We start from the raw sequence: 16,166 nt of genomic DNA on the forward strand, positions 1-16,166 counted from the left end.
CTACACAAAAACACCTTCCATGACAGAAGCATGGAAGGTGTTTTTGTGCTTTATAAACAGCTGAATTACAGGAGTTTATCAATCGATACGGGTAAGTCGCGGACGCGCTTACCCGTAGCATGATACACGGCGTTAGTCACGGCGGCCGCCACCCCCAAGAAGCCGATTTCGCCGATTCCCTTCACGCCCAAGGGGTTCACGATGTCGTCGTGCTCTTCGACCAGCACCACGTCAATGTCGTGAATATCAGCCATTACCGGAATGTGGTATTCGGCGAAGTTGTGGTTCATGTAGCGGCCAATGTTGTGGTCCATTACCGACTCCTCCATCAGGGCCATGCTGATGCCCCACACCACCGAGCCCAGCACTTGGCTGCGAGCGGTTTTGGGGTTGAGAATGCGGCCGGCGGCCACGGCGTTCACCACGCGGGTAACGTGCACGGTGCCCAGGTCCTCGTCGACTTTCACCTCCACAAAAACAGCGTTGTGCGAGTGCATCGAGTAAGGCATTTGCTTCACCTTGTTGGGCGCAGCGCTCGATTCCGCCTCTACTTTCGACTCGCCGCTGGCTTGCAGCACCTCGCGGATGTCTACCGTTTGGGTGATGTCGTCGTTGCGCCGAATCTGGCCGTCGACAAACTGAACGTCTTCAAAATCAACACCTTTCAACGGAGAATTGTCCATTTTCTGAGCCAGCTTGAGGACCTTCTTGGCCACCTCGTCACAGGTTACTTTTACAGCAGAACCTACGGAAGCCGCCGTCCAGGAGCCGCCCTGCACGGGCGCCACGGGCAAGGTGGTGTCGCCCAGCACGAACGTAACCGCCTCGAGCGGCAAGCCCAGCGTTTGGGCCGCAATCTGGGTCATGATGGTGTAGGTGCCCGTGCCGATGTCGTTGCTGGCGCTGCTCACGGTCAGGTGGCCGTCGGCGGTGAGGCTGGCTTTGGCAGCGGCTTTTTGCTGGCTGGCATCCCAGCAGCCGCCGGCCATGCCATAGCCAATCAGCAGGTTGCCTTCGCGCATAGAGCGCGGCTCGGGCGTGCGCTTTTCCCAGCCAAACTTGGCCGCGCCTTGGTGGTAACACTCGCGCAATTTCTTGCTGGAGAAGGGTTTGTCTTCGTTTTGGTCGCGCTCGGCGTAGTTGAGCAGGCGAAATTCTACCGGGTCGCGGCCGGCTTTGTACGCCAGCTCGTCGAGGGCACATTCGAGGGCAAAAAAGCCCGTGGCGGCCCCCGGCGCCCGCATATCAATGGGCGTGTACGCATCGATTTTGGCGAGCTCATAGTCGAGCTTCACGTTTTCGCACTGGTAGAGCAGTCCCGACCAGTTGACGACTACTTCGGTAAAGTCTTCAAAATGAGATGTTTCTGCAAGTGCCTTGTGCTGAATGGATTGCAGCGTGCCTTTGTCGTCGGCGGCTAGCTTGAGGGTTTGGAGCGTATGCGGCCGATGCCCAAAGCTGAACATCTGCTGGCGCGTGAGCGACACCCGCACCGAATGCTTCAGCTCCAACGCCGCCAACACGGCCATAAAAACTTGGTACTGAGGCCGCAGGCCCGAGCCAAATCCGCCGCCCGTATACTTCGAGATTACGCGCGCCTCGTCGGTGCTGAGCCCGAATATTTTGGTCAGGTACTGCTGCACGTTCATCGCGCCCTGGGTTTTGTCGAAGATCTTCATCTTCTTCCCGTCGCCCAGCCACTCAACCGTGGTGGCGAAGTTCTCCATGGGGTTGTTGTGCTGGGCCAGATGTATGTACTCGCCTTCGTGCTGGTGCGGGGCTTTCTGATATGCCTCCTCGGGGTTGCCGCGCGGCTTGGGCGGCGGCACAAAGCCGGTTTTGCCCTTGCCGGGTTCGTAGCCTTCGTCGCGCTTGGCTTCGAGGTTGGTAGAGTGCTCTTCAACCTCGTATTCGATTTCCAGAATAGAGGCAGCGTAGCGGGCCAGCTCAAAGGTTTCGGCCACCACCAAGGCCACGGGCTGCTGGCTGAACAGGATGTTGGGCTCGTGCAGAGGGCGAAACGGCGAGCCGCCGGGCGCTACATCATCCTTGTAATTTCGGTCGAACCAAGCCAGTGAGGGCACATTTTCGTGCGAAAAAACCTGAATGACGCCCGGCAAGTCGAGCACCGGCTGCGCGTTGATTTTCGTGATTTTGCCCTTGGTAACAGGGCTGCTTACCACGTGGCCATAATACAGGTCGGGCACGTTGAACTCGGCGGCGTACTTGGCCGCGCCGGTTACTTTGGCGGGTCCGTCGACGCGGCTGGTGGGTTTGCCAATATAGTCGGTGCCCAGGTCGATAACGGGCGGATTTGAGATAGGATGGCTCATGGATTGGAATTCATAAATGCGTTATCATCAACCGGTTGCGACATTTCGGTGGCTTGCTTGAGCGCCCGCACAATGGCGCGCTTAGCCAGCTCAATCTTAAACGTGTTGGAGCCGTAGCCTTGAGCGCCTTCCAGGACCTTAGATGCCGCCTTAGCAAATGTTTCTACCGTGGCGGGCTGGCCTTTCAGAAGGTCTTCAGCGGCGGTGTCGCGCCAGGGTTTGTGGGCCACGCCGCCCAGCGCCAAGCGGGCTTCTGTGATGGTATTGCCGTCCAGCTCCAAGGCCGCGGCGACCGATACCAGCGCAAACGCATAGCTCGTGCGGTCGCGGAGCTTCAGGTAGCTGAAATTTTTGGAAAAGCCGTTTTTGGGCAAATCAAGGCCCGTAATCAGCTCGCCTTTTTTCAGGTTGTTGTCGATGTCGGGCGTGTCGCCGGGCAGGCGGTGAAAATCCGCGAACGGAATGGTGCGCTCGCCCTCCGGACCGCTCACGCGGACTACCGCTTCGAGGGCCGCCAAAGCCACGCACATGTCGGAAGGGTGGGTGGCAATGCACGACTCACTCGTGCCCAGAATGGCATGAATGCGGTTGTAGCCATTAATGGCCGAGCAACCCGAGCCGGGCTCGCGTTTGTTGCAGGGCGTGGCCAAGTCGTAGAAGTAATAGCAGCGCGTGCGCTGCATCAGGTTGCCGCCGTTGGTGGCCATGTTGCGCAACTGCGGCGAAGCGCCGGCCAAAATGGCCTGGCTGAGCAACGGGTAGCGTTTTTCTACTTCGGGGTGGTAGGCGGTGTCGGCGTTGGTAGCCAGGGCACCCAGCCGTAGGCCGCCTTCCGGGGTGTTTTCAATCGTGGCTAACGGCAGCTTTTTGAGGCCTACCAAGTGCGTAGGGCGCGCCACGTTTTCCTTCATCAAATCGATGAGATTGGTGCCGCCGCCAATGTAAGCGGAGCCGTCGTGGGAGGCCTTTTCCTGCACGGCCGCCTCGACGCCCGTTGCTTGCGTGAAAGTAAAGCTGTTCATCGCGTACCGTTTTGAGCGTGAATCACTTCCTCTACGGCCGTGAGAATGTTGGAATAGGCGCCGCAGCGGCACAGGTTGCCGCTCATCAACTCCCGGATTTCCGCGGTGGTCTTGGCCCGGCCTTCGTTGATCAGCCCCTGGGCCGAGCAAATCTGGCCGGGGGTGCAGTAGCCGCATTGGAAGGCATCATGGTCGATGAAAGCCTGCTGCAACGGATGCAGATTTTCCTCCGTGCCCAGTCCCTCAATGGTTTGGATCTCGCAGCCCTCCTGCATCACCGCCAAACTCAGGCAGGAGTTGATGCGCTTGCCGTCAACCAGCACCGTGCAGGCGCCGCACTGGCCGTGGTCGCAGCCTTTTTTGGTGCCCGTCAGGTCGAGGTACTCGCGCAGGGCGTCGAGCAGGGTAGTCCACGGGGCGATGTGGAGGGTATGGTCCTGGCCGTTGACGTGCAGGGTCACGGGTTGGGCCGGTGCCACGGCCGCAACCGGCGGACTCAGCGGTTTTTGGATGTAGTGGGTACTCATACTTGCGTAGTTGATGAAGAAAAACAAGGGCAGCCCAGCGTTTTGGGTAGAAGCCTGAACTCGTAATGGACAGTTTGACCTCTGTTTACGGCGATTGGACTTGTTATATAAGTATTTGATTATCAATAATTTGCAAATATACTTATCAGCGTAGCGTGTGATACGACGGCATGCCGCTGGCAGCTCCCGGCTGGGGAATAGGCATTAAGTGCGATCAGGAAAAGGGAAGAAACGTGCGCTGAATCTAGCTGCTGTCGCTGGGAACCAACTCTCTAAATCGCTCCGGAGCCCGACAGCAGCCAGTCAGAACAATACGGGCCGCCGAAACGATAAGTTTTCTTCTGAACGGCTGACGGCCAAACTTGGCCGCTTCTTGATTAGCAGCGAGTCTGCCGATCGTTTTGGCAGGGATGGGCACCGCACGAGCCTCCTTGGCGGCGAGCCTTGTTTTTTGTATCTTTTGTTAGCGGTAAGCTAGTAAAAAGCTGGCAAGCAATACGTTGCAGCATCGGGTCCGCCGCAGGTGGCGAGCACCCGATGCTGCCACGCGCGGCGGGCCTCCATACGATTGGGTCATGTCTACTTCGATGCTTTCCCGGGCTTTGTGGAAGTCCACAGTGTGCGTTGGCCTTTTATGGCTGGCAATGAGCTGCAACAACCGGCAGCAGCTTGCCCATTCGCCCGTTCCGCCTGCGATGCAGCCTGCCAGCGTAACCCAGTGCGCGCCCTCCCTGACCGTGGACGCCGCTTGGTATGCCTCGGGTCAGCACGCGCCCAAGCTGCCGGGCCTGGCGGGCATTACCTTCCCCATTTCTTCGCAAAACCCAGCCGCCGTGGCGTATTTTCGGCAGGGTATGATGCTGGCTTATGGGTTTAACCACGCCGAAGCTGCGCGCTCGTTTTACGAGGCCACCCGCCAAGATTCGACCTGCGCCATGTGCTACTGGGGCTTTGCTTACGTGCTGGGTCCCAACTACAACGCCGGCATGGAGCCCGACAACTTCAGCCGCGCCTACCGCGCCGTGCAGACCGCCCAACGGCTGGCTGTCCGCGCTACGCCCCGGGAGCAGGCGGTGATTGCGGCCTTGGCCAAGCGGTATCCTGCGGCGCCCGTTACCGATCGCTCGGAATACGACCGGGCCTACGCGGCCGCCCTCAAAACGGTATACCAGCAATACCCCGACGACCCCGACATCGGGGCCATGTACGCCGAAGCCCTGATGGATTTGCACCCTTGGGACATCTGGCAGAAAAACGGGCAAGCGCAACCCTGGACGGCCGAAATCGTGGGTACATTGGAGCAGGTAATCCGGCGCAGCCCCAATCATGCCGGGGCCAATCATTTTTACATTCATGCCACCGAGGCCTCAGCCCACCCCGAAGCGGCCGACAAAAGCGCGCAGCTCCTGACCACCCTGGTGTCGGGAGCGGGACACTTATTGCACATGCCTTCACATACTTACATTCGGACCGGCGCCTACCACCAGGGCACCGTAGCCAACCAGCGGGCGCTGGAGGCCGACAGCAGCTACACGGCCGCCTGCCATGCCCAGGGTGCGTATCCGTTGGGGTATTATCCGCACAATTACCATTTCCTGACGGCTACAGCTACCCTAGAAGGCAACCGCAAACTGGCGCTGGAAGGCGCGGCCAAACTCGCGGCCTATGCCAACAAGCCGCTCATGCGCCATCCCATGCTGGGGCCTTCGCTTCAGCACTTCTACACCACGCCCTACAACGTGGCCGTAAAGTTTGGGCGCTGGGATGAGGTGTTGGCCATGAAAAACTTCGACACCACCATGGTGTATCCGGAGGCCATCCGACACTATGCCCGAGGCATGGCCTGGGTCGGCAAAAAGAACCTCAGCAACGCGAAGCAGGAGCTGGCCAAGCTGCGCGTTCTGGGTCGTGATACTGCCCTGAAAGCCATTCTGTTCGGCATCAACCCGATGAACGCCCTGACGGAAATCGCCCAACGGGAGCTGGATGGGGCTATTTTATCTCAGGAAGGCAAGTATCCGCAAAGCATTGCCGTGCTACGCGAAGCCGCCGCGTTGGAAGACCAACTCAAATACAACGAGCCGCCCGACTGGTTTTTTTCGGTGCGGCACCAGTTGGGCGCCGTGCTGCTGGCGGCTAAGAAGTATAATGAAGCCGTGGAAGTGTACCAGCAGGACTTGGCGCGGTTGCCCCGCAACGGCTGGGCGCTGTCGGGGCTTTACAAGGCGTATTTAGCGTTGGGCAATACGGCCAAAGCCCAGCAAACCAAGCGTGAACTAGATCAAGCCTGGCAGTGGGCTGATACTCAATTAGTTGCTTCGGTAGTCAAATAATGAAATACCTGGCCGCAAACACTGCCAGTGTTGATTGCATCGCAGCAGCCCTGCCGTCGGCCCAAGGCCTAAGTGCGCAATTCTCCAAATTAGATCAATGGAGATAGCCGTCTACCTTAATCGGGAGGATGTTCAGGCAACTAATTGATTATTATGTATTTGCCGGTGACTATGGCAGGAGTCGTAGGTGTGGGCAGCCTTGAAAAGTTGCAGCCTAAGCGTTAGGCCGCGCTCCAGCCCCCGTCCAGCGGCATTGCGATGCCGGTGATCGTAGCCGCCTCATCGGAAGCCAGAAACAAGGCCGTTTGAGCAATCAGCTCGATAGGAATGAAGTCTTTGATGGCCTGCTTTTCCAGCATGACTTTCGCAATCACCTCTTCTTCCGATAGATGGTGCACCTTGGCCTGATCCGCGATTTGCTTCTCCACCAACGGCGTCCGGACGTAGCCTGGGCAGATGGTATTGGCGGTAATGCCTAGCGGGGCTCCTTCCAGCGCCAGGGTTTTGGTAAAGCCCACAATGCCGTGTTTAGCAGCCACATAGGCGCTCTTGAAAGGCGACGCAAACAAGCCGTGGGCCGAGGCAATGTTGATGATGCGCCCAAAGCGCTGCTCCTTCATGGAGGGCCACGCCGCCTTGGTGATGTGAAAAGCCGCCGTCAGGTTGATGGCAATGATGGCATCCCACTTGTCTTCCGGAAACTCCTCGACGGGCGCAACGTGCTGAATGCCTGCGTTGTTGATGACTACCTGAAGGCTGCCAAACGTTGTCAGCGCCTCTGCTACCATCGTCCGGATGGCGGCAGGGTCCATCATGTTGGCGGGCGAAAACAAGTGCTTAACGCCGTGCTGCTGCGCTACTTGCTGGGCGATATCGGCGCCGTTGGGCTCCAACCCGTTGAAGACAATGTTGTAGCCTTTGGCCGCAAAAGCCTTGGCAATGCCTAATCCGATGCCGCTGGTGCTGCCGGTTATTAACGCCGTTTTGGTCATAAACAGATTGGTAAGCGCGCACTTGAGACGCGCGATGAAGGTCTTATTTTGAGCGCCAAAGCCTAAGCGAGAAACTCCGTTATGGCCTGCACTATTTCTTGGGCACCCTGCCCATAAAGCATCGTTTGGTGGTTGCCCCATACTTCGCGGTACCGGCCGTGCGGGAGCATGGCAACCGTTTCCTCCGCAAATTCTCTTGGCAGCAAGGGGGCATCGAGGGCGTAATTTTGGGTGCCGTTGAGCAGCAGCGCGGGTTGCTGAACCGCTTGGATGTACTCGGTCCAGGGCTCCGCGAATACGCCTTGCGTAAGGCATTCGGCGATGTTTTCGGGCCGGGAGCGTGGCGTTACGGAGCCATCGGCATTCGTCTGAACATCGGCTTGGTAGTAGGCTTCCATACTTTCGTCCCAGATGGTGAGGTAGGGCGCCTGCCGGGCCTGGTCCAGGTATTCGGCAAAGGAAGCAGTGGTTTTGCCTAGCCTACCCATGGTCGGGACGAGCATTTCGCGGGTTTGCGGGTGCAGGCGGGCAGCAGCATCCAGTAGTACCAATTTGTCAACGCGGGCCGGGAAATGGTAGGCGAGATAGAGGCTTAGCAGGGCCCCAAAGGAATGCCCAACTAGCTCCGCTTTGTCTAGATGCAGTGCATCGAGCAGCCCTATGATATCTTGGGCGTGTTCGGCCATGCTGTAGCCGGCAGCCGGTTTGTCACTCAACCCGCGCCCCCGCAAGTCAACGGCAAGTACTCGTCTCTTCTTGGTTAAGCCTGCCTGAACCAAGCCCTCGAAGGCATAAGCATTGGCTGTGAGGCCGTGCAGCAGCACCAGCGGCGGCTCCGGGCCCGGATAGTCGAGGTAGTGCAGGCGGATGCCGTTGGTGTGCAGAAACTGGGATTTCATAGGCAAAAAGTGGAAAACCAACACTCCGGGTGGGAAGCGTTATGCGGAAAATTCACCCCAGTGCACGGCCAAATTTTAGGGGCAGTGAGGTTTGTAGCAGCTGCTTTTAGCGGTGAAGGTTGGGATAATAATACGGGTTGCCAGGAAGATGCAGACGCGTTTTTCTCAAGCAGATTCGGCGCCGATGCGAAAGTCAAGGGAAGTTTTAATTGTGATAAGTATTTGATATACATATAGTTGTGAGTATAGGCTTTGCCTCGTCTGCTTTAAGTCCACCCGCAGTTTATTTTTCGGCCTGAGCAGAGCCGTAACGGCCCAGGTACTTTCAGGTGGACTATCAATGCCACCATGCAAAGACTTCAGGATAAAGTCGTGATTATCACCGGCGGGGCCGGCGGAATTGGCCGGGCCGCCAGCCTGCGGTTTGCGGGGGAAGGGGCTACCGTTGTCATCTGGGACGTGAACGCGGAAAGGGCCGAAAGCACCCGCGCCGAAATTGAGGCCCAGGGCGGCAACGCCGAAGTTGCGATAGTCGATACCACCAACGTCGAGCAAGTAGAAGCCGCCGCCCAAGCGGCGCAGCAGCAATTTGGGCGCCTCGACGTGCTCATCAACAACGCGGGCATCACGCGGGATTCGACCCTGAAGAAGATGACTTTGCAGCAATGGCAGCAGGTGCTGGACGTGAACCTGACCGGCGTGTTTAATTGCACTAAAGCCGTGGCGCCTTTCATGGAAGCCCAACAGTCGGGGCGCATCATCAATACGGCCTCGGTGGTGGGGCTCTACGGCAACTTTGGGCAAGCCAATTACGCGGCCACCAAAGCCGGGCTGATCGGGCTGACCAAAACGCTGGCCAAGGAACTCGGTAAATACAACATCACCGTCAATGCCGTGGCGCCGGGCTTTGTGGCCACGGAGATGATCGGGACCATCCCCGAAAATGTCATCGATAGGATGAAAGAGCGCACGCCGCTTCGGCGGCTGGGCAAGCCCGAAGATATCGCCAATGCTTACCTGTTTCTGGCGTCGGAAGAAGCCAGCTTCGTGAGCGGCGCGGTGCTGAGTGTCGACGGAGCCGTTACGATTTAAAGGTATGGCCAGAAAAGCACTCATCGCCAGCACCGGCTCCTACGCCCCATCCAGAGTGGTTTCCAACGCCGATCTGAGCAACCTGCTGGGCGAAGACGTGGACGCCTGGCTACAGGAAAACCTCCGCATCAAGAGCCGGCGGTGGTGCAGCGACACCGAATCCGTGGCGGATTTGTGCGAGCGAGCAGCGCGGGTGGCCCTGGAAAGAGCAGAAGTGAAGGCCGATGAGCTAGACCTGATCATTGTTGCCACCGACACGCCCGAATACATTTCTCCGTCGACTTCGTCCATTTTGCAGCATCGCTTGGGCGCAACCAAGGCCGGCACCTTCGACCTGAACTCGGCCTGTGCTGGCTTCGTGACGGCCCTGGACGTGGCGGCCAAATACATCATGGCCGACCCGCGCTACAAGCAGGTATTGGTTATCGGCGGGTACGCCATGAGCAAGTACCTGGATTTGGAGGATAAAAAAACAGTCACCCTGTTTGCCGACGGCGCCGGGGCCGTGCTGCTTACGGCGGCCGAGGGCGGCGAGCGGGGCTTTCTGACCAGCCTCCTGCACACCGAAGGGCAATACCATTCGTGGATGGGCATTTATGCGGGGGCCACGCACCAACCGCTCACGGCGGAAGTGCTCGAAAAGAAAGACCACAAGCTCAAGTTTGTGCAGCGCTTCCCGAAGGAAATCAACCCCGATGTTTGGACCCGGATGGCCACGGAAATGGCCCTCGCTATCGGCGTGGCGCCGGCTGAGGTTGACCACTACGTCATGACCCAACTCAACATCAACGCCATCCACGAAACCCTCGATCGGTTGGGCGTAGATCGCTGCCGGGCGCCCGTGATTATGGAGCGCTTCGGCTACACCGGCTCGGCGGCCATCCCGATGGCGCTCGACGATGCTGTCAGCAAAGGCAAAATCAAGAAAAACGACCTGCTCTTTCTGATCGGTTCGGGTGGCGGCCTAGCCTTCGCCGGTGCGGCATTTCGATTTTAGATAAGTATCTAATAATGAATAACTTATATAAGCATGATGTAGAGACGCGACACCTCGCGTGTGTCGTTGCTGATGTTGCACGATGAAAATTGCGCAACATCACCTTTGCTAACCAACGCCGAGACGCGAAGTATCGCGTCTCTACATCGTTCTCACCTGACCCACGCACCCACCATGAATGGAATAGCCTCTTCTCAGACCATCACAGCGACCGCGATCCTGCTGTTGGTATATGCCGGGCTAACGTTGTTTTTCGTTGTGCGCGGGGCGCGCCGCACGGGGAGCATGGCGGATTATGCCGTGGGGTCAGTCAACTTTTCGCCCGTGGCGGTGGGGTTGTCGCTGGCGGCTTCCATGACCAGCGCGGCCACGTTCATCATCAACCCCGGCTTCGTGGCGCTCTACGGCCTCAGCGGCGTGCTGTCGTTCGGAATTGTGATGCCGCTGGCCGCTTTTGTCTCCCTGATTGTGCTCACCAAAGGCTTCCGCAAGCACGGCCAGACCGTCAAAGCCCTTACCATGGCGCAATGGATGGGTTCGCGCTACCAAAGCCCTTTCCTGACACGGTATTTCGCGGTGCTGTCGCTGCTGCTGATCACCTTCATCGTCCTGATTTGCGTGGGCATTACGCGCGTGCTGAGTCAGGCCTTGGATGTGCAGCCGGTGTACGTGCTGGTGGGCCTGGTGGTGTTTGTGTTTGGCTACATGATGTTTGGCGGAGCCAATTCGATGGTCTATACCAACACGTTGCAGGTCGGCTTGAAGCTAGTGGTGGCGTTCGTGTTGTTGGGTTCCGGCTACCGGCATTTCAGCGAGGGCGTGCATGGTTTTCTGGCGAAGCTGTCGGCCATTGATCCGGCACTGGTACATTCCGTCAACCCGCAGAGCTACTTTTTCCGCGATTATTTCGAGATCATCTTCTGCCAGATCATCGTGGGCATAGCCATTGTGTGCCAACCTCATACCATCACCAAATCTCTGCTGCTCAAAAGCGACAAGGACGTGAACCGCTACCTGCTGACGGCCGTGGTGGTGCTCACGTTGTTTTTTATGGTGGTCTTCACGGGCCTGTACGCCCGCCTGGCTTTCCCCAACCTGATGGTAAATGGGCAAGCCCTCAAGATGGACGCCATCATTCCGGCTTACGTGCTGAGCGAGTTTCCCGTGTACCTCACTTTGCTCGTGGTTTTGGGCTTGGCGGCCTCGGGTATTTCGACGCTCGAAGGCCTGATCCAATCGCTGTCCACCACCATTACTGCCGACCTCATCCGGCCCGCCGTCGGCGAGAAGTTCTTCAGCAGCCAAGCCGGCCACCGGCGCGAAATCATCATCAACCGCTCCGTGATTGTGCTGCTGGCGGTGGTTTCTATCTTGTTGTCTTACAATCAGATAACGCATCCTAATCTGAGCGTGGCGGTGTTCGCTCAGAATGGCGTGTACGCTTATTTCGCCGCGGCTTTCATCCCGGTTTTCTTCGGGATTCTTTTCAAAGATGCGCCGCGCATGGCCGTGGTGGCGGCTTCCATCGTGGCGATAGGGGTGCACTTCACGGTGTATTACGCCGAGCTGACGCCCTACATGCACGCCCCGGTGAAAAATCCCGGCGTCCCGGCTGCGCTGGCTATTCTGTCGTCGGCTTTGGTGGGGTCGGTGCTCTTTATTATCCTGCGGAGGAACAAGCAAAACGAGCCGGTCTACTCCGGGCGCTCACCCTCCGCCATGCATGCGTTGGCCGATGATCGCCTGTCGTAAAGGCGAATTGGCTGGAAAGTATTTATTATGTATGTGTTTGATAATCAATAACTTGTAAATAAGCTGCTTTGAGTCCTATGTACACCAAAGATTGGATAGCAAAGTGGGCGGTTTACTCTCCGGCGAAAGTGGCGCTTAAGGAGCTCGATACCGGCCGCACGCTCACCTACGCCGAGCTGAACCATGAGGCCAACCACCTGGCCGCCGAACTGACTCAGCGCCAAGGCATTCGCAAAGGCGACCGGGTGATGGTCATTGCGGAGTACTCGCTGGAATACGTGGCGCTGTTCGTTGCCGCCCAGAAAACGGGCTTCATTCTGGTGCCCGTCAATTACCGCTTGGCGGTGACAGAAATCGACTACCTGGTCGGCAATTGCCAGCCTCGGCTGCTGCTCTACGAAGAGCAGTTTCAGGAGAAAGCCTTACAGCTCCGCAGGCTATCGGAGATTGAGGAGGTGTGGCCGCTCCAGCGGCTGAACGACTTGTGCCATGAGGCCCGCGAACAGTCTTCCGAGCCAGGTTTTGACGCGCAGGAAATAGCCGAGGACGACCCGATTTTCATCCTCTACACTTCCGGCACCACCGGCTTTCCCAAGGGCGCATTGTATACCCACAAAATGCTGCTTTGGAACAGCCTCAACACCACGATGAGTCTGTCCCTAACGCCCACCGACAGCACCATTGTCTGCACGCCGCCTTTCCATACCGGCGGCTGGAACGTGCTGCTTACGCCCTTGCTGCACCGCGGTGGCACGGTGGGTTTTGTGAAGAAATTTCAGCCCGACCGCCTGCTCCAACTCCTGGCTCAGGAGCGCACCGACCTCTTTATGGGCGTACCGACCATGCTAAAAATGATGATGGACAGCCCCGAGTTTGCCACCGCCGATCTGAGTGCGCTGCGCTACATCATTGTGGGCGGTGAGGCATTGCCTTTGACGGTGATTCAGGCGTGGCACCGGCGCGGCATCAAGATTCGGCAAGGATTTGGGCTTACCGAAGTTGGCCCCAATCTTTTCTCGCTGCACCAAGACGATGCCGAGCAGAAAATCGGCTCCATTGGGCGGCCCAATTTCTATGTCGACATCAAGCTCATCGACGACGAAGGCCAAGAAGTCGCGCCAGGCGAGGTAGGGGAGTTGTGCCTACGCGGCCCCAACGTAATGCCCGGCTACTGGAACGACCCAGAGGCCACCGCCAAAGCCATGCTCAACGGCTGGTTTCGCACCGGCGACCTGCTTCGGGAAGATGCCGAAGGCTACCTCTACGTCATGGACCGCATCAAGAACATGTACATCTCCGGCGGCGAAAATGTGTATCCGGCTGAGATAGAGCGCTTTCTGCTGACGTTTCCGGGCGTGTCAGAAGCGGCCGTGATTGGGGTGCCCGATGAGAAGTGGGGCGAGGTCGGCAAGGCCTTCATCGTGACCAAAGGCATCGAGGTATCGGCAGAGGCGGTGCAGAGCTATTGCTGCGCCAACCTAGCCCGGTTCAAAGTCCCGAAATACGTGGAATTGGTGGCCGAATTGCCCAAAAGCGACACCGGCAAAATCAATAAAAAGGTGTTGAAAGCAAGCGTATGAAAAAGACCGTGCTCCTCAACCGATTTCTGTTTGCCGTTGCCATTGTTCTCTTAGCCAGCTACAAAGCCATGAGTTTCCAGATGGAAGAAGTGCCCATGCGCAAGGTGATCGGGTCCTACGGGCTGCCCGAACATACTCTGACCCTCGCCAACTCGATGGAAGTGGCTTATGTAGATGCCGGCAAAGGTCCCAATACGCTCATTTTCATTCACGGGCTCTCGAGCTACGTGCGGGCTTGGGAGCGCACCATTCCTGAGCTGAGCAAGTCGGCGCGGTGCATTGCCCTGGACTTGCCGGGCTATGGCAAATCGTCGAAAGGCAACTACCCCGGCACCATGGATTTCTATGCGGATGTCGTGCTCCAACTGATCCACCGCCTGCACCTCAAAAACGTGGTCTTGGTGGGACACTCTATGGGCGGACAAATTGCCCTGACCGCGGCCCTGAAGTCACCGGCTGACGTCCGAAAACTGGTGCTGGTGTCGCCAGCCGGCTTCGAGACGTTCACCGAGCCCGAAAAGCAGCAGTTGCGCAACTTCTACACCGTGTCGTCGATCGAGAAAACGCCTGAGGCTCAGGTGCGCATGAACTTCAAATACAACTTCTACGCTATGCCAACCGACGTGGAGCTGTGGATCAAGGAGCGCCTGGCCATGATGGCCTGCGACGATTTTAAGCAGTACGCCCAAACGGTGGTCAACAGCATGTCCGGCATGCTCGATGGCCCCGTTTTCGACCGGCTCAGCCAGGTACAGCAACCCACGCTGGTCGTGTTCGGCGCCGAAGATTTCCTGATTCCCAACCGGGCACTGCATCCTGCGCTCACCACCGCAATGGTAGCGGCCGCCGGAGTTGGCAAGCTACCCCACGCCGAGCAGGTATTGTTGCCGCAAGCCGGCCACTTTGCGCACTATGAAAAAGCGCCGGAGTTCAACCAAAAAGTGCGCGAGTTTATCAGAAAATGAGGTTAGATACGGGGCTGTAATCTTCATGCCGAGAAAAAAAGCATAGCCAAACGGCTATGCTTTTTTTCTAACTTGGGAAGGCATCAAACTAGGATTATGCCCTTTATTCCAACCCCGGTATCATGAAAAAGAAGCTCGGAAAATTCGGAGATTTTGCGGGCGACATTCTGCCGCATGAAATCGCATACCTGATGCAGGTGCAGCAGTTTCAGGACGCTCAAAATTTGGAGATCCTGCAAACGATTGAATACAACTGCCACCACCCGCGCACGCCTGTAGCGTTCCGTGCCGGCATCGACAAGCGCAAGTATTCCAACCTGAAACAATGGATCGGGCAGCGCCTCGACAGCATCGACGTGGACAAGCACTTGGTGTATCTCAACGAGATGGACCAGAAAATCATGACCGATTCCATATCGCCCGCTGAGGAAAAGGTGCTTTTGCAGGCCATTGCCCGCTACCACAAGCCCGATTTCTACTTCATGAAGCTTTATGAGCTCACGCTCAGCTACCGGCACTTCCTGCTTATTCGGATGCGCTACAAAGACCACCAGACGGTAACTAACTTCATTGAGCAGCAGCGCCTGAACTACGCCAAGAGCAAGGAAATCAACCAGAAGCTGCACGACGCGACGGTCGACATCATCAGTCAATACGCCCAGAACACCACCGAAAGCCGACAGTGGGAGCAATGGCTGCTCGATACTTTCTACGATGAAACCCTCGACGGCCTGAACCGCTATTTCGCCGTGGTGCGACTTACGTTTTTGTACTTCAACTACTCGCTCTTCGACAAGCTCAAGGAGGTGTACAACGCCCTCGACGAAATGCTCAAGCAGGGGGCTTTTTACTCGCGGCGCATTCTTTTTAATTATTACGCCAACTGTGTGTTGCTGCACTCCAAGTTCGACGTGTTGCAGCAGGCCGAAGAATACGGTTATCTGTCTATCAAACAGAAGAATACCGATCACCTGTCGTACCTCAATAATTACAGCGCGATCCTGTTGCGGCAGGGTAAAATTCACGAAGCGTTGGCCTTGATGAAGCAGTCGTTTTCTTCGCTGCGGCACACCAACAACCTGAGGAATAAAATCGGGTTCATGGCTTTTTACATCAAATGCCTGAACCTGAACGGACAGCCCGCCGACGGCGAAAAAATGGCCGACAGCTTCCTGCGCGACAACTGCAAGGAGCTGCTCGCCGACCGCTGGCACATCTTTTTCGTGGCCTACTTTCAGGCGTTGGTGATGCAGGAAAAATACGACAAGCTGCTGAAAGCCTGCCGGAAGCATCACCTGCTGCAAAAGGAAGCGCAGTACCGCTCGCGGCCCAATTACCTGCCTACGTTGCAGTGGTATTACCACCTGAGCCAATACGTGGAAAACGAAATCGGCGACGACCAGCTCGTGGAGTTGATGGTAAGCTCCGGCCGGCCGCATTTTGGTAATCCGCACAAGGAAAAGCTGCTTCTGGACTTGCTAAACGAGGTCAAATCGCTCATTCCACATTTGTGCGGACGAATAAAGTCAATGCTTTGTGAAGTTAATATAAGTACTTGATATATAGATAATTATATGCAAGTTGAGTAGCGGGAGCCGGTTAAGTCCACCTTGCTTTTTTGAGGGCTGGAAATGCACTCGGTTGGGGGTGTCTGTAGATTCATCCATTCCCTCC

12 protein-coding genes are annotated in these 16,166 nt (G+C 57.2%); 7 read left to right on the forward strand and 5 right to left on the reverse strand.

The genetic code is table 11. From position 1 onward, the window contains the following. Positions 1 to 65: 65 nt before the first annotated feature. Genes H9I52_RS04870 through H9I52_RS04880 form a run of 3 tightly spaced genes read right to left on the reverse strand, consistent with a single transcriptional unit; the run spans position 66 to position 3,882 of the window. The gene (locus H9I52_RS04870; RefSeq protein ID WP_187452906.1) at positions 66 to 2,333 is read right to left on the reverse strand and encodes a xanthine dehydrogenase family protein molybdopterin-binding subunit; all 2,268 of its coding nucleotides are present in this window, start codon (positions 2,331 to 2,333) and stop codon (positions 66 to 68) included. Further along, positions 2,330 to 3,355: an FAD binding domain-containing protein gene (locus H9I52_RS04875; protein WP_187452907.1), complete on the reverse strand. Its 1,026-nt coding sequence runs from the start codon at positions 3,353 to 3,355 to the stop codon at positions 2,330 to 2,332. The genes H9I52_RS04870 and H9I52_RS04875 overlap by 4 nt, the downstream gene beginning before the upstream one ends. Then, the gene (locus H9I52_RS04880) at positions 3,352 to 3,882 is read right to left on the reverse strand and encodes a (2Fe-2S)-binding protein (protein WP_139513751.1); all 531 of its coding nucleotides are present in this window, start codon (positions 3,880 to 3,882) and stop codon (positions 3,352 to 3,354) included. Before H9I52_RS04880 ends, H9I52_RS04875 begins: the two co-directional genes overlap by 4 nt. Before the next feature lie 644 nt (positions 3,883 to 4,526). On the opposite strand from H9I52_RS04880, the gene H9I52_RS04885 reads away from it, so the two are divergent. After that, positions 4,527 to 6,215 (forward strand): tetratricopeptide repeat protein, encoded by a 1,689-nt coding sequence (locus H9I52_RS04885; protein WP_262385941.1) that lies wholly within the window; start codon positions 4,527 to 4,529, stop codon positions 6,213 to 6,215. 221 nt (positions 6,216 to 6,436) lie between these two features. Here H9I52_RS04885 and H9I52_RS04890 read toward each other — a convergent pair whose 3' ends face one another. Both H9I52_RS04890 and H9I52_RS04895 read right to left on the reverse strand, forming a co-directional pair. Continuing rightward, complete coding sequence (locus tag H9I52_RS04890; protein ID WP_187452908.1) at positions 6,437 to 7,207, reverse strand: 3-hydroxybutyrate dehydrogenase; 771 nt, start codon at positions 7,205 to 7,207, stop codon at positions 6,437 to 6,439. A gap of 62 nt (positions 7,208 to 7,269) precedes the next feature. Beyond that, complete coding sequence (locus H9I52_RS04895) at positions 7,270 to 8,106, reverse strand: alpha/beta fold hydrolase (RefSeq protein WP_187452909.1); 837 nt, start codon at positions 8,104 to 8,106, stop codon at positions 7,270 to 7,272. 348 nt (positions 8,107 to 8,454) lie between these two features. Between H9I52_RS04895 and fabG the strand changes: the two genes are divergently transcribed. From fabG to H9I52_RS04925, 6 genes are all read left to right on the forward strand, one after another. Beyond that, positions 8,455 to 9,198, forward strand: a complete 744-nt coding sequence (gene fabG, locus H9I52_RS04900) for a 3-oxoacyl-ACP reductase FabG (RefSeq protein ID WP_187452910.1) — start codon at positions 8,455 to 8,457, stop codon at positions 9,196 to 9,198. Positions 9,199 to 9,202: 4 nt separating this feature from the next. Continuing rightward, a complete protein-coding gene (locus tag H9I52_RS04905; RefSeq protein WP_187452911.1) occupies positions 9,203 to 10,195 on the forward strand; it encodes a 3-oxoacyl-ACP synthase III family protein in 993 nt (330 codons plus the stop codon). Positions 10,196 to 10,369: 174 nt separating this feature from the next. Further along, entirely contained in the window at positions 10,370 to 11,947 is a 1,578-nt protein-coding gene (locus tag H9I52_RS04910; protein WP_187452912.1) for a sodium/pantothenate symporter, read from the forward strand. Positions 11,948 to 12,024: 77 nt separating this feature from the next. Continuing rightward, positions 12,025 to 13,527 carry an acyl-CoA synthetase gene (locus H9I52_RS04915; RefSeq protein WP_187452913.1) on the forward strand — a complete coding sequence of 501 codons (1,503 nt, stop codon included), beginning with the start codon at positions 12,025 to 12,027 and terminating at the stop codon, positions 13,525 to 13,527. Next, positions 13,524 to 14,492: an alpha/beta fold hydrolase gene (locus H9I52_RS04920; protein ID WP_187452914.1), complete on the forward strand. Its 969-nt coding sequence runs from the start codon at positions 13,524 to 13,526 to the stop codon at positions 14,490 to 14,492. The genes H9I52_RS04915 and H9I52_RS04920 overlap by 4 nt, the downstream gene beginning before the upstream one ends. Before the next feature lie 122 nt (positions 14,493 to 14,614). Then, on the forward strand, positions 14,615 to 16,051 hold the full coding sequence (locus tag H9I52_RS04925; RefSeq protein WP_187452915.1) for a hypothetical protein: 1,437 nt from the start codon (positions 14,615 to 14,617) through the stop codon (positions 16,049 to 16,051). The last annotated feature ends 115 nt before the right edge of the window (positions 16,052 to 16,166 follow it).

The sequence above is a fragment of the Hymenobacter sp. BT491 genome (assembly GCF_014349165.1).
GTDB lineage: Bacteria > Bacteroidota > Bacteroidia > Cytophagales > Hymenobacteraceae > Hymenobacter > Hymenobacter jejuensis.